Annotated in this window: 2 protein-coding genes; both read left to right on the forward strand. The window is 74.9% G+C overall.

Annotated elements, in window-relative coordinates:
• Positions 1 to 6 precede the first annotated feature (6 nt).
• On the forward strand, positions 7 to 4,779 hold the full coding sequence (locus tag V6D49_RS25630) for a type I polyketide synthase (RefSeq protein ID WP_340563421.1): 4,773 nt from the start codon (positions 7 to 9) through the stop codon (positions 4,777 to 4,779).
• Positions 4,780 to 4,781: 2 nt separating this feature from the next.
• On the forward strand, positions 4,782 to 15,491 hold the full coding sequence (locus V6D49_RS25635; RefSeq protein WP_340563422.1) for an SDR family NAD(P)-dependent oxidoreductase: 10,710 nt from the start codon (positions 4,782 to 4,784) through the stop codon (positions 15,489 to 15,491).
• The last annotated feature ends 274 nt before the right edge of the window (positions 15,492 to 15,765 follow it).

Consider the following 15,765-nt stretch of genomic DNA (forward strand, 5'->3'; position numbering starts at 1 on the left):
CAGATCATGACCGACACGGACGCGAGCACCGACACGGATACGGCCACCGGCCCGGGCGCGGGCACGGCCGGCAATCCGGGCCAGCAGGAGAAGCTGCTGGCCTACCTGAAGCGCGCCACCGCGGAACTGCGCGACGCGAACCGCAGGGTGCGCGACCTGGAAGAGCGGGCGGCCGAGCCAGTCGCCGTCATCGGCATGGCCTGCCGGTACCCCGGCGGCGTGCGCTCCCCGGAGGACCTGTGGGAGCTCGTCGCCTCCGGCACGGACGCACTCGGTCCCCTGCCCACGGACCGGGGCTGGCGCACGCCCGGCGAACCCGCCACGGCGCACGGCGGCTTCGTGTACGACGCGGGCGACTTCGACGCCGCCCTGTTCGGCATCAGCCCGCGCGAGGCCCAGGCCATGGACCCGCAGCAGCGGCTGCTCCTGGAGGCCTCCTGGGAGGCGGTCGAACGGGCCGGTATCGACGTCCGCACCCTGCGTGGCGGACGGACCGGCGTCTTCGCCGGTGCCATGTACCACGACTACCCGTCGGTGATCGACCCCGCGGCGCTCGACGGCTACCTGGGCACCGCAAACGCCGGCAGCGTCCTGTCCGGCCGCGTCTCCTACACCTTCGGACTCCAGGGCCCCGCGGTCTCGGTGGACACCGCCTGCTCGTCGTCGCTGGTCGCCCTGCACCTGGCGGCGCAGGCGCTGCGCGTCGGCGAGTGCGAACTCGCCCTGGCCGGCGGCGTGACCGTCATGTCCGCGCCCACGATGTTCTCCGGCTTCGGCTTCGAGGAGGGCAGCGCCGCCGACGGTCGCTGTAAGTCCTTCGCCGCCGCGGCCGACGGAACCGGCTGGGGCGAGGGCGTGGGGGTTCTGCTCCTGGAGCGGCTCTCCGACGCCCGCCGCAACCGGCACCGGGTGCTCGCCGTGGTGCGCGGCTCGGCCGTCAACCAGGACGGCGCCTCGAGCGGGCTCACCGCGCCCAACGGGCCCGCCCAGCAGCGCGTGATCCGGGCCGCGTTGGCGGCGGCCGGGCTGGGGCCGGCGGACGTGGACGCGGTGGAGGCGCACGGCACGGGCACCACCCTGGGCGACCCGATCGAGGCGCAGGCGCTGCTCGCGACGTACGGACAGGATCGGGACGAACCCCTGTACCTGGGGTCGGTGAAGTCCAACATCGGCCACTCGCAGGCGGCTGCCGGTGTCGCGGGTGTCATCAAGACGGTGCAGGCGATGCGCAGGGGAGTGCTCCCGGCGACGCTGCACGTGGACGCGCCGACCCCGCAGGTGGACTGGTCGGCGGGTGCGGTAGAGCTGCTGACCGAGGCACGGGAATGGCCCCGGACGGGCCGGCCGCGCCGGGCCGGTGTGTCCTCGTTCGGGGTGAGCGGTACCAACGCGCACGTCATCCTGGAGGCGGCGCCCGCCGAGGAGCCGGTGGAGCCGCAGCCCCTCCTGCCCGGGCCACGGCCCTTCTTCCTGTCCGGACGCTCGGCCGCCGCCCTGCGCGCGCAGGCCGCCCGCCTGCTGGAGCCGGCAGCCGAGCACGACCCGGTGGACGTGGCGTACTCGCTGGCGACGGGGCGTGCGGCGCTGGAGCACCGTGCGGTCGTCGTGGGCGGTGACCGCGAGGAGTTGGTGGCCGGGCTACGTGCGCTGGCCTCGGGGGAGGAGGTGGCTCAGGTCGTCGCGGGTGTGGTGCGCGGCGGGGACTCCGTGTTCCTGTTCTCGGGTCAGGGTGCGCAGCGGGTCGGGATGGGGCGTGGGTTGTACGAGGCGTTCCCGGTGTTCGCCGAGGCGTTCGATGCGGTGTGTGCGCGGGTGGATCTTGATCGTTCGTTGCGGGAGGTGGTGTTCGGGGAGGACGCGGAGCTGCTGGCGCGGACGGTGTACACCCAGCCGGCGCTGTTCGCTCTGGAAGTGGCTCTGTTCCGGTTGGTGGAGTCGTGGGGTGTGGTGCCGGATGTGCTGGTGGGTCATTCGGTGGGTGAGGTGGCGGCGGCGCATGTGGCGGGTGTGTTGTCGTTGGATGACGCGTGTGCGCTGGTGTCGGCGCGTGGCCGGTTGATGGAGGCGCTGCCGCAGGGTGGTGCGATGCTGGCCGTGGAGGCGGCCGAGGACGGCCTGGACCTGCCGGAGGGTGTGTGTCTGGCGGCGGTGAACGGGCCGGCGTCGGTGACGGTCTCCGGTGACGCGGACGCGGTCGACGCGTTGGAGGAGCGGCTGCGCGCCCAGAACGTCCGGGTGAAGCGGCTGACGGTCTCCCACGCCTTCCACTCACACCGCATGGAGCCGATGCTGGCCGAGTTCGCGGCCGTCGCGAAGTCGCTGACCTACCACCCCCCGACGATCCCCCTGGTCGCCACGGCGCCCGGTGACATGGCCACGCCCGGCTACTGGGTGGGTCAGATCCGCGAGCCCGTCCGCTTCGCCGACGCCGTGCGCCGGGCCGACGACGCCGGTGCCGTCCGCTTCCTCGAACTCGGCCCGGACGGCACCCTGTCCGCGCTCGTCCCGCACATCGCCCCCGACGCGACGGTCGTGCCCGCACAGCGTGCGGGCAGCGACGGCGTACGGGCGCTGCTCACTGCCGTCGCCGGGGTCCACGTCCACGGGGCGCACGTCGAGTGGCGTGCTGTCTTCGGTCGCCTCGGCGGGCGGGCCGTGGACCTGCCGACGTACGCCTTCCAGCACCAGAGGTACTGGCCGCTGCCCGCGTCCGGCACGCGGGGCGGGGCCGCCGAGCCGGTCGCCGACGACGACTTCTGGTCCACCGTCCGCAGTGGTGACACGCAGGCCCTGGCCGGGCTGCTCGGTGTGGCCGGCGAGGAGGCCCGTGCGCGCCTCGGCGAGGTGCTGCCGGCGCTTGCGGGCTGGCACGGCCGGTCGCGCGCCCGTGGCCTGCGGTACCGCGAGGAGTGGTGCCCGATCTCCGTGCCCGCCGACCCGGTCCTGCTCGGTGGCTGGCTGGTGCTCGCCCACTCGGAGCACGAGGCGACCGCGGCGGAGTGCGCCGAGGCGATTCGGCGGTGCGGCGGCACTCCGCACCTGAAGGTGCTCGACCCGGCCGACCCGGCGGCCGGCCTGCGGGAGGTCACCGAGGCCGGACAGCCCTGGGCGGGTGTGCTGTCGCTGCTCGGACTGGACGAGGAGACCGCCGTCGCCGACGGCCTCGCCCTCGTCCGGGCACTGGCCGGCACCGGTACGCGGCTGTGGTGTGTCACCCGCGGTGCCGTGGCCCTCCCGGGCGAGGAGCCCCCCGTCGCGGGCGGCCACGCCCTGTGGGCGCTGGGCCGGGTGGCCGCTCTGGAGTACCCGTCGCTGTGGGGCGGTCTCATCGACCTGCCCCGGGCGGGAGTTCCCGGCGCTGCGCTGGCCGCCGTGCTCACGGGGGTCACGGGGGAGGACCAGATCGCCCTCCGGGACACCCCGCTCGTCCGGCGGCTGGCCCCCGCACCCCCCGTCACCGCCGCGCCCTGGCGGCCCCGCGGCACGGTGCTCATCACCGGCGGGACCGGTGCCCTCGGGGCGCACGTCGCCCGTTGGGCGGCGCGCAACGGCGCGGAGCGGCTGGTGCTGGCCGGTCGGCGCGGGCCCGCCGCGCCCGGAGCCGGTGAACTCGTCGCGGAGCTCGCGGAGCTGGGGGCCCGGGCCGACGTCGTCGCCTGCGACCTCGCCGACCGCGACGCGGTCGCCGCACTTCTGGCCGACCACCCGCCGCACGCGGTCGTGCACGCGGCCGGCGTCGGCGGACTCGGCGTACTGCCGGACCTGACCGAGGACGACCTGACCATGGCACGGGCGGGTAAGGCCGACGGCGCGGAGCACCTGGACGCGCTCTGCGGCGACGACCTCGACGCCTTCGTGCTCTTCGGGTCGGTGGCCGCCACCTGGGGCGGCGCCGGACAGGCCGCGTACGCCGCCGCCAACGCCCGCCTCGACGCGCTGGCCCTGCGCCGGGCCGCTCGCGGGGCGGTCGCGACCTCCGTCGCCTGGGGAGCCTGGCGCGGCGAGGGCATGGCCCGGGGCGCGGAGGACGAACTCGCGCGCAGGGGCGTCCTCGCCATGGACCCTGAGGTGGCGCTGCACGCACTCGCCGACGCGGTGTCGGACACCGCCCCCACCGTCACCGTGGCCGGTGTCGACTGGCCGGTCTTCGCCCGCGTCTTCTCCTCCGGCCGGACCAGCCCCCTGCTGGACCATCTGGCGGGTGACGACACCGCCACCGGCGCCGACGGTCCCGAGGAGACCGGCGACCTGCGGGAGCGGCTGCTGGCCCTGGAGCCGTACGACAGGCTCGACACCGCCGTGGATCTCGTACGGGCGCAGGCCGCGCTCGTGCTCGGCCACGCGCACAGCGGCGAGGTGGAACCGGGCCGTGCCTTCCGGGACCTCGGCTTCGACTCGCTCACCGCGGTGGAGATGCGCAACCGCCTCAACGCCGCCACCGGCCTGCCGCTGACCGCCACCGTGGTCTTCGACTATCCGACGCCCGCCGAACTCGGCGCACACCTCCTGGAGGAGTGCGGCATGGCGGCGGACTCCGGCACGGACACGGCCGGCGTGGAAGGGGAGGACGCGCCCGCCGAGGGCGAGCAGCGCGTCCGCGCGGCGCTGGCCCGGCTGCCGCTGTCCCGCCTGCGGGAGGCGGGGCTGCTCGACCCCCTGCTGCGTCTCGCCGGGGAAGAACCGGACGACGCGGGCACAGGGGCCGCGCACCGGGTGGACGAACTGGACGGCGAGGCCCTGCTGAGTCTCGTCGCCGCCGCAGACGACGGGGAGAACTGACCATGACCGCGCCCGCCGACGCACGTTACGTCGAAGCCCTGCGCACGCTGGTCAAGGAGAACGACCGGCTGAAGACCCGCAACCGCGAACTGGCCGTCGTCGGGCACGAGCCGGTCGCTGTCGTCGGGATGGCCTGTCGGCTCCCCGGCGGCATCGACTCGCCCGACGCGCTGTGGGACCTGGTGTCCGCGGGCGGCGACGGGATCAGCGACTTCCCCGCCGACCGGGGCTGGGACCTCGGTGCCCTCTACGATCCGGAATCGCGGGGGGAGGGAACCTCCTACTCCCGCCAGGGCGGCTTCGTGCACGACGCGGGCCGCTTCGACGCGGACTTCTTCGGCATCTCCCCCCGCGAGGCCCAGGCCATGGACCCGCAGCAGCGTCTCGTCCTGGAGGCCTCCTGGGAGGCGATCGAGCGGGCCGGGATCGCCCCCAGGGGAGTCCGGGGCACGCCCGTCGGCGTGTACGTCGGGGCCGCGTCCTCCGGCTACGGCACCGGTGTGCCCGTCGCCGAGGAGGCGGCGGGCTACGCCCTGACCGGCACGGCGACCAGCGTCCTGTCCGGCCGGATCGCGTACAGCCTCGGCCTGGAAGGGCCCGCGGTGACCGTGGACACCGCGTGCTCGTCCTCCCTGGTGGCGCTCCACCTGGCGATGCAGGCGCTGCGCCGGGACGAGTGCACCCTGGCACTCGCGGGCGGCGTGACCGTGATCGCGACCCCTGCGGCGTTCGTCGAGTTCAGCCGGCAGCGCGGGCTGGCCCGCGACGGCCGCTGCAAGGCGTTCGCGGCGGCGGCGGACGGCACCGGCTGGAGCGAGGGCGTCGGCATGGTGCTGCTGGAGAAACTGTCCGACGCGCGCCGCAACGGGCACCGGGTGCTGGCCGTGCTGCGCGGCTCGGCGATCAACTCGGACGGTGCGTCCAACGGCCTCACGGCCCCCAACGGCCCGGCGCAGCGGCGCGTCGTGCTGGACGCGCTGGCCGCCGCCCGGCTCTCGGCCGCCGAGGTGGACGCCGTGGAGGGCCACGGCACCGGCACCACCCTCGGCGACCCGATCGAGGCCAAGGCGCTGCTGGCCACGTACGGCAGGGACCGCGCCGGCGGGGAGCCCCTGTGGCTCGGCTCGCTGAAGTCCAACATCGGTCACACTCAGGCGGCTTCCGGTGTCGCAGGAGTCATCAAGATGGTGCAGGCCGTGCGGCACCGCGTGCTGCCCCGCACCCTGCACGTGGACGCGCCCAGCCCGCACGTGGACTGGTCGGCCGGCGCCGTGGAACTGCTCACCGAGAACCGACCGTGGCCCGACACCGGACGTCCGCCGCGGGCGGGCGTGTCCTCGTTCGGGGTGAGCGGCACCAACGCGCACGTGATCCTGGAGGGCCCACCGACCGACGAGGACGACGCGACGGACCCGGGAACGGACCCGGGGACGGAGCACGACGCCGTGCCGTCCGTGGTGCCCTGGGTGCTCTCCGGGCGCGACGCGGGCTCGCTGCGTGCCCAGGCGGACCGGCTGCACGCCCACGTCGGCGCTCGGCCCGACCTCGCCGCGGCCGACCTCGCCGTTTCGCTCGCCACCACCCGGTCCGCGCTCGACCACCGTGCCGTCGTCCTCGGCGCCGACCGCGCCGAACTGCTGGACGGGCTGCGGGCGCTGGCCGTTTCCGGCACCGCGCCCCAGGCCGTCACGGACACCGCGCGAGCGGGCCGGACGGCCTTCCTCTTCTCGGGGCAGGGCTCCCAGTGGGCCGGAATGGGGCAGGGGCTGGAGACCTTCCCGGTCTTCGCCGACGCCTTCGCGGCGGCGAGCCGGGCGGCCGGGCTGGACACCGGTGCGTGCGGCGACGCCCCGGCGCTGGAACGGACCGGAACCACCCAGCGCGCGCTGTTCGCCCTGGAGGTGGCGCTGTTCCGGCTCGCCGAGTCCTGGGGCCTGACACCCCGCCACCTGGTCGGCCACTCGGTCGGCGAGGTGGCCGCCGCGCACTGCGGCGGAGTGCTGTCGCTGGAGGACGCCGGAACGCTCGTCGCCGCGCGGGCGCGACTGATGGACGCGCTGCCGCACGGCGGCGCGATGCTCGCCGTGGAGGCTGCCGAGGACGGCCTCGAACTGCCCGAGGGCGTGGATCTCGCGGCCGTCAACGGGCCCGTTTCCGTGACCGTCTCCGGTGATGCCGACGCGATCGGCGCGCTGGAGGAGCGGCTGCGCGCGGAGGGGGTGCGGGTCAAGCGGCTCCTGGTCTCGCACGCGTTCCACTCGCATCTGATGGAGCCGATGCTCGACGAGTTCGCGGAGGTCGCCAGGTCACTGACCTACCACGCTCCGGCCGTCCCCCTGGTCCCCACGGCACCGGGCGACATGGTGGGCCCGGACTACTGGGTGAGCCAGGTCCGGGAGCCCGTCCGCTTCGCCGACGCCGTGCGGACGCTGCGGGACAAGGGAGTCACCCGCTTCGTGGAGGTGGGACCCGACGGGGTGCTCACCGCCGCCGTCCGCGCCTGCCTGGACGCGGATGACGACGCCGCCTGCGTCGCCCTGCAGCGCGCCGGCCGCGAGCCCGTGGGCGCGTGGTGGCGCGGCGTCGCGGCCGCGCACGCCGCCGGGGCCGCGCTCGACTGGACGTCCATCACCGCCGGATGGGGCGGCCGGGTCGTCGACCTGCCGACGTACGCCTTCCGGCGCGAGCACTACTGGTCCGTGCCGCCCGCCTCGGAGACCGAGGAGCGGAGGAGCCTGCGGTACGCCGCGACCTGGGAGCCGCTGCCGGACGCCGGGACACCCGCACTGCACGGCACGTGGCAGATCCTCGCCGACCCCGACGACCAAACCGTCGCCGCGTCCGGGGGGCTGGTCGACTGGTGCGCCGAGACCCTGCGCGCGCACGGTGCCCACGTCACCGTCGCCGCCGTGCCGGACCCGTCCGCCGACGGGCTGCTCCTCCCGCACGACCCGCGCCCGCACCCCGCGCACCCGGGGCTGTCGCGAGGGCTCTCCGCACTGCCCGGCGCGGTGCGTGAGGACGGCGCGCCGGTCTGGGTCGTCACCCGGGGCGCCGTGGCGGCCGGCGACGGCGAATCCGCCGACCCGGCGGCGGCGCAGCTGTGGGCGATGGGCCGGGTGGCCGCGCTGGAGCGACCGCACCGCTGGGGCGGTGCGCTCGACCTACCGGAGCATCCCGACGCTGACGCCGCACGCCGCATGGCCGCCGTGCTCGCCGGCGCACACGGGGACGAGGACCAACTGGCCGTCCGCGCGAGCGGTCTCCTCGCCCGCCGGCTCGCACCGCATCCGCCGCGCCCCGCCACGCCCTGGCGACCGAGGGGCACCGTCCTCGTCACCGGCGGTACCGGGGCGCTCGGCGCACACGTCGCCCGCTGGCTCGCCGGCCGTGGCGCACCCCACCTGGTGCTGGCCGGCCGGCGCGGCGCCGACGCGCCGGGCATGGCCGAACTGGCCGCCGAACTCACCGCGGCCGGCACCGGGGTCACCGTCGCAGCCTGTGACGTCGGCGATCGAACCGCGCTCGACGCCCTGCTCGCCGAGCACCCGCCGACCGCCGTCGTGCACGCCGCCGGAAGCGGCGACTTCGGCGCCCTCGCCGACCTTTCGGACGAGGACATCGCCCGGGTGCTGGCCGCCAAGGTCACCGGAGCCCTCCATCTCGACGACGCTCTGCGGGAAGCGGAACTCGACGCCTTCGTCATGTTCTCGTCGGTCGCCGGCGTCTGGGGCAGCGGCGGCCAGGGAGCGTACGCGGCGGCCAACGCCGCCCTCGACGCGATCGCCCTGCGGCGCGCCGCCCGCGGACTGCCCGCCACCTCCGTGGCGTGGGGACCCTGGGCCGGCGGCGGCATGGCGGGCGCCGACGACACCGCCGACTACCTGCGGCGGCGCGGTCTGCGGGCCATGGACCCTGTGCAGGCGCTCGACGCGCTCGCAGCCGCCGTGGACGGCGGGGACGTCAACGTGGCCGTGGCCGACGTGGACTGGGCACGCTTCGTTCCCGCGATCACCTCCGTACGGCCGCAGCGGCTCTTCGACCGCCTCACCGCCACCCCGCCGCAGGCCACAGCCCCCGGACCGGCGGCGAAAGGTGACGCCGGTGCAGCCTCCGCCACGGTGAACCGGCTCGCCGCGCTCACTGCCAAGGAGCGGCGGCGCGAGCTGGCCGAGCTCGTCCGCGGGCACGTCGCCGCCGTCCTCGGCCACGTCGGCACCGACGCGGTCGGCCCCCGCCGGGCCTTCACCGACCTGGGCTTCGACTCCCTGACCGCCGTCGAGCTCCGCGACCGGCTGGCCGGGGCCACCGGCCTCGCCCTGCCCACCACGGCCGTCTTCGACCACCCCACACCGGACGCGCTGGCCGACCACCTCGACGACCTCGTGCGGGGCACCGGCGGCGACGACGACTCCACCGTGACCACGCGCTCCGCCGTCGACGCCGAACCCGTCGCGATCGTCGGCATGGCCTGCCGCTTCCCCGGCGACATCGAATCGCCGGACGCCCTGTGGCGCCTGGTCGCCGAAGGCCGTGACGGCATCTCCGGGTTCCCCGACGACCGGGGCTGGGACACCGAGCGACTGTACGACCCGCAGGCCGGCGCGGGCGCCTCGTACGTCCGCGAGGGCGGATTCCTGCGCGACGTCACCGAGTTCGACGCCCGCTTCTTCGGCCTCTCGCCGCGCGAGGCACTGGCGATGGACCCGCAGCAGCGTCTCATGCTCCAGACCGCGTGGGAGGTGTTCGAGCATGCGGGCATCGACCCGGAGGCGCTGCGCGGTAGCGACACCGGGGTGTTCGCCGGCACCAACGGTCAGGACTATCCGGTGCTGCTCGCCGGCGACCCCGGCGTCAGCGAGGGTCACCAGGGCGCGGGCAACGCCGCGGCTGTGCTCTCCGGCCGGGTGGCCTACACCTTCGGTTTCGAGGGGCCCACCCTCACCGTCGACACCGCGTGCTCGTCGTCGCTGGTCGCGCTGCACCTCGCGGTGCGGGCGCTGCGTGCGGGGGAGTGCTCGATGGCCCTCGCCGGCGGAGTCACCGTCATGTCCACCCCGACCGCCTTCGTGGAGTTCAGTCGGCAGCTCGGGCTCGCCGCCGACGGCCGCTGCAAGGCCTTCGCGGCCGCGGCCGACGGCACGGGCTGGGGCGAGGGCGTGGGTGTGCTGCTGGTGGAGCGGCTCTCCGACGCCGTTCGCAACGGGCACCGGGTGCTGGCCGTGGTCCGGGGCTCGGCCGTCAACCAGGACGGCGCGTCCAACGGCCTGAGCGCACCCAGCGGACCGGCGCAACGACGCGTGATCCGCCGGGCGCTCGCCGACGCCGACCTCGGGCCGGCGGACGTGGACGCGGTCGAGGCCCACGGCACGGGCACCCGGCTCGGCGACCCGATCGAGGCGCAGGCCCTGATCGCCACGTACGGGCAGGACCGTGTGGAACCGGTCCTGCTGGGTTCGCTGAAGTCCAACATCGGTCACACGCAGGCGGCTTCCGGTGTCGCCGGAGTGATCAAGATGGTGCAGGCGATGCGGCATGGCACGCTGCCCGCGACACTGCACGTCGACGCGCCGACCCCTGAGGCGGACTGGTCGGCGGGTGCGGTCGAGCTGTTGACCGAGGCGCGCGCCTGGCCCGAGACCGGCCGGCCGCGCCGGGCCGCCGTGTCCTCGTTCGGGGTGAGCGGCACCAACGCCCACGTGGTGCTCGAGGCGGCACCCGCCGACGGGCTCGCGGAGCCCGCGGGCCCGAGTGACGGCACGCCGTCCGAGAGTACCGCCCCGCTGCTGCCGCTGCTGCTCTCCGCCCGCACGGCGGAGGCCCTGCCCGCGCAGGCGGAGCGGCTGCGCGAGGCCCTGGCGGGGCGGGCGACGGCCGACATCACGTACTCCCTGGCGACCACCAGGAGCATGCTGGAGCACCGCGCGGTCGTTCTCGTAGCGGATGGCGAGAGCGCGGCCGCCGCGCTCGAGGACCTCGGCACCGCCGTCACCGGGCGGGCCGCCCCTGAGGCGCCGGGGCTCGCCCTGCTGTTCTCGGGTCAGGGTGCGCAGCGGGTCGGGATGGGTCGTGGGTTGTACGAGGCGTTCCCGGTGTTCGCCGAGGCGTTCGATGCGGTGTGTGCGCGCGTGGATCTTGATCGTTCTTTGCGGGAGGTGGTGTTCGGGGAGGACGCGGAGCTGCTGGCGCGGACGGGGTACACCCAGCCGGCGCTGTTCGCGGTCGAGGTGGCGTTGTTCCGGTTGGTGGAGTCGTGGGGTGTGGTGCCGGATGTGCTGGTGGGTCATTCGATAGGCGAGTTGGCGGCTGCGCATGTGGCGGGTGTGTTGTCGTTGGATGACGCGTGTGCTCTGGTGTCGGCGCGTGGCCGGTTGATGGAGGCGCTGCCGCAGGGTGGTGCGATGCTGGCGGTGGAGGCTGCGGAGGACGGGCTGGACCTGCCCGAGGGCGTGGATCTGGCGGCGGTCAACGGGCCGACGTCGGTGACGGTCTCCGGTGACGCGGACGCGGTCGGGGCGCTGGAGGAGCGGCTGCGTTCCGAGGGTGTCCGGGTGAAGCGGCTGGTGGTCTCCCACGCGTTCCACTCACGCCTGATGGAGCCGATGCTGGCGGAGTTCTCGGCGGTCGCGGAGTCGCTGACCTACCACGCCCCGACGATCCCCCTGGTCACCACGGCGCCCGGTGACATGGCCACGCCCGCCTACTGGGTGGGCCAGATCCGCGAACCGGTCCGCTTCGCCGACGCGATCGCCTCCCTCGACGATGTCCGCATCCTCCTCGAACTCGGCCCGGACGGCACCCTGTCCGCGCTCGTCCCGCACATCGCCGAGGACGCGACCGCCGTCCCGGCCCTGCGTGCGGGCCAGGACGAGGACGCGGCTCTGCTGCGCGCCCTCGCCGCGCTGCACGTGCGCGGGGTGCCCGTGGACTGGGTCACCCTGCTTGCACCCGCCGGTGGCCGGCGGATCGAGCTGCCCACCTACGCCTTCACCCGCGAACGCTACTGGCCGTCGGCGTCCGCGCACCCCGGTGACGTGGTGTCCGCCGGACTGGGGGAGACCGGGCACCCCGTCCTCTCCGCAGGTGTGGAACTCGCCGACGACGGCGGCCTGATGTTCGCCGGGCGGCTCTCCGTCCGTACCCACCCGTGGCTCGCCGAGCACCGGGTGCACGGCAGGATCGTGGTCCCCGGTACGGCGTTCGTGGACCTGGCGGTGCGCGCAGGCGACCAGGCGGGCTGCGACCACCTGGACGAGCTTGTTCTCCACACCCCCCTGGCCCTGACGGAGGAGGAGTCCGTCCAGCTCCAGGTGCGGGTCGGGGCTCCCGACGAGGACGGCGCACGTCCGTTCACCGTCCACTCCCGCCTCTCCGACGGCACCGGCTGGTACGGGCAGCCCTGGACACGGCACGCCTCCGGCACGCTGCGACCCGCGCTCCCCGCGGAGACCCCGGCGGCCTCCTGGCCGCCGGACGGCGGCCAGGTCGTCTCCCTCGACGAGTTGTACTCTGCGCTGGCCGGAGCCGGGCTGGAGTACGGCCCCGTCTTCCAGGGGCTGCGCGGCGTCCTGCGAGCGGGCGAGGACCTCTGGGCCGAGGTCGCTCTGCCGGAGTCGGCGCACGCCGACGCCGGGCGGTTCGGGCTGCACCCGGCGCTGCTCGACGCCGCGCTGCACGCGCTCGCCGTCCGTGCGGCCGGCGCGGACGCGCCCGCCGGGCCGCCCGGACTACCGTTCTCCTGGTCGCAGGTCACCCTGGCGGCCTCCGGCGCCACCACGCTGCGCGTGCGGCTCTCGTCGCGCGGCGACGACGGGGTGGAGCTGCTGGCCCTCGATCCGGAGGGCCGGACCGTCCTCTCCGTCGGGCGGGTCGTGCTGCGGCCACTCGCCGCCGACGCGCCGGCGGACGCCGTGCCCGCGACGCGGCCGGTGCACCGGGTGGACTGGGTCCCGCTCCCCGAACCGGCGCACGTCGCGGCGTCCTGGGCCGTCGTGGGGCACGACCCGTACGGCGCGGCCGACGCGCTCGCGGCGCTGGGCACCGACTGCGCACAGGTCGCTGACGTCACCTCGGCGACGGCCGGCCTGCTGCTCGTCACCTCAGCGCCCGCCGACGGGGCAGATGGCCTCGACGGCACCGAGGCGCGGGTGTCCGCGATGCTCGCCACCGTCCAGGAGTTCCTGGCCCGCAAGGACACCGACGCCACCCTCGTACTGCTCACCCGGGGCGCCGTGCAGGCCGATCCGGGCGACGACCTGCCCGACGTGTCGGGCGCCGCCGTGCGGGGTCTGCTCCGCAGCGTCCAGTCCGAGAATCCCGGACGCGTGCAGCTGGTGGACATCGACGCGGACCCGTGGACGGCGCTCGCTACCGTGCCCGGCACGGACGAACCGGAACTCGCCGTGCGTGGTGGCCGGTTGTACGCGGCACGCCTGGCACCCGTCACCGACCGCACCCTGCAGGCTCCCGAGGGGGCGTGGCGGGTGGGGGTGTCGGTGCGGGGTGCGGTGGAGAACGTGGGTTTGGTGGGGGCGCCTGATGCGGTGGCGTCGTTGGGTTGGGGTGAGGTGCGGGTTGCGGTGCGTGCGGCGGGGGTGAATTTTCGTGATGTGCTGAATGTGCTGGGGATGTATCCGGGTGAGGTGGCGGTGGGGGGTGAGGCCGCTGGTGTGGTGGTGGAGGTGGGGCCGGGGGTGTCTCGGTGTGTGGTGGGGGATCGGGTGTTGGGGTTCTTCGGTGGGGCGATGGGTCCGTTGGCGGTGACGGATGAGCGTTTGGTGGCGGTGGTGCCGCGGGGGTGGTCGTTTGTTGAGGCGGCGGCGGTGCCGATTGCGTTTGTGACGGCGTATTACGCGTTGGTGGATTTGGCGGGGTTGGGTGCGGGTGAGCGGGTGTTGGTGCATTCGGTTGCCGGTGGTGTGGGGATGGCGGCGGTGCAGGTGGCGCGTCATGTGGGGGCGGAGGTGTTCGGGACGGCGTCGCCGGGGAAGTGGGGGGTGACGGGTCTGGGTGTGGATCGGTTGGCGTCGTCGCGTGATGTGTCGTTCGAGGGGGTGTTCAGGGAGCGGTCTGGTGGGCGTGGTGTGGATGTGGTGTTGAATGCGTTGGCTGGTGAGTTCGTGGATGCGTCGGCTCGGTTGTTGGTGCCGGGTGGGCGGTTTGTGGAGATGGGTAAGGCGGATGTGCGGGATGGGGGGTCGTTGCCGGGGTGTGTGTATCGGGCGTTTGATCTGGGTGAGGCGGGGCCGGAGCGGATCGGGGAGATTCTGCGTGAGGTTCTGCGGTTGTTCGCTGAGGGTGTGTTCGTGTTGCCGCCGGTGCGGGTGTTCGATGTGCGGCGGGCTGCGGATGCGTTTCGGTTCGTGAGTCAGGCGCGGCATGTGGGCAAGGTGGTGTTGTCCTTGCCGCGTGAGTGGGATCCGTCGGGCACGGTGCTGGTCACTGGCGGGACGGGGGCGTTGGGTGCCCTCACCGCCCGCCACCTCGTCGAACGGGGCAGCCGTGACCTGCTCCTGCTGAGCCGCGGCGGCCCATCGGCTCCCGGCGCCGGCGAACTCGTGGCGGAACTGCGGGCGGCCGGTGCCGACGCCGAGGTCGTGGCCTGCGACGTCACCGACCCCGTGGCCCTGGCCGATGCCGTGCGCGGCCGGCGGATCACCTCCGTGTTCCACGTCGCGGGCGTCCTGGACGACGGTGTGGCCACCGCCCTGACCCCCGACCGCGTGGCCCCCGTGCTCGCGGCCAAGGTCACCGCCGCCCGCCACCTGCACGAACTGCTACCCGAAGTGCGTGAGTTCGTCCTCTACTCATCGGTCTCCGCGTCGCTCGGCACGCCCGGTCAGGGCAACTACGCGGCGGCCAACGCCTATCTGGACGCGCTCGCCCGCCACCGGCACGCCCGCGGCCTGCCCGCGCTCTCCCTCGCCTGGGGGCCGTGGGACGTCGGCGGCGGCATGACCGGCACCCTCACCGACGCGGACCGGGAGCGCGCCGCGCGTTCCGGCCTCCCGCCGACCACCGCCCGGACGGGGACGGCCCTGCTCGACGCGGCCCTGTCCGGGGCCCACCCCGCCGTGCTGCCGGGCGCCGTGGACGTCGCCGCGTTCACCGGCCGTCCGGAGGTCCCGCACCTGCTGCGCGGTCTCGTCCGGGGGCCGCGGCGCACCGCCGCCTCCCCGACCGTGGAGGCCGGCTTCGCCGACCGGCTGCGGGCCCTGCCGGCGGACGAACGCGCCCGCGTGGTGCTGGAGCGGGTGCGGGCGGAGGCGGCCGCCGTGCTCGGCTTCGCCGCGACGGACGCCGTCGAGGGGGACCGACCCTTCAAGGAACTCGGCTTCGACTCGCTGACCGCGGTGGAACTGCGCAACCGGCTCGGCGCGGTCACGGGAGTCCGGCTGCCCGCCACCCTGGTCTTCGACCACCCCACCCCGGAGGCGCTCGCCGAGCGGCTCGGCGCCGAACTGGTGCCGCGTGCGCCGGGTGCGGCGGACGCGCTGTTGGCCGGCCTGGACGAGCTGGAGGCGTCCCCCGACGAGCTCTCTCCGGGCGACCGGTCCCGGCTGCGGGTCCGGCTCAGCGCACTCCTCGCGCGGTGGTCGGACGACCAGGCGGGCCCGGACGGGGGCGAGGACGGGGGCCGTGACGCGGACCTTGAGGCCGCCACCGGGGAGGACATCTTCGCCCTGATCGACAGCGAGCTGGAGGGTTCGTGACCGAATTGCGAAGAGATCGCACGTGTGAAAGAGACGGTACCCCTAGAGGGACGCGTCCGCGGGAATAGGGGGTGTCGGCGCGGACCCCGTGCGGGGAGCATCGGAGGAGCTGTCCGAGCTGAGTCCCCTCAGCACCCCCCACTCGGTACGCGGACGAAGACCGCCGTATACCGGCCTGTCGCACGAGCGAAATCGCAAGCGCGCCAGGATCGTTGGCAAGATGGCCGGCAGGACTCGAGGCCCGCACCCCCGCTGGGCCGCCCTGTGTCTCACG

The organism is Streptomyces sp. GSL17-111 (assembly GCF_037911585.1).
Taxonomy (GTDB): domain Bacteria; phylum Actinomycetota; class Actinomycetes; order Streptomycetales; family Streptomycetaceae; genus Streptomyces.

Bases quoted from the DNA above. Each gene is read 5' to 3' on its own strand.
- V6D49_RS25630 (WP_340563421.1), top strand. From the start codon at position 7: ATGACCGACACGGACGCGAGCACCGACACGGATACGGCCACCGGCCCG.
- V6D49_RS25635 (WP_340563422.1), top strand. From the start codon at position 4,782: ATGACCGCGCCCGCCGACGCACGTTACGTCGAAGCCCTGCGCACGCTG.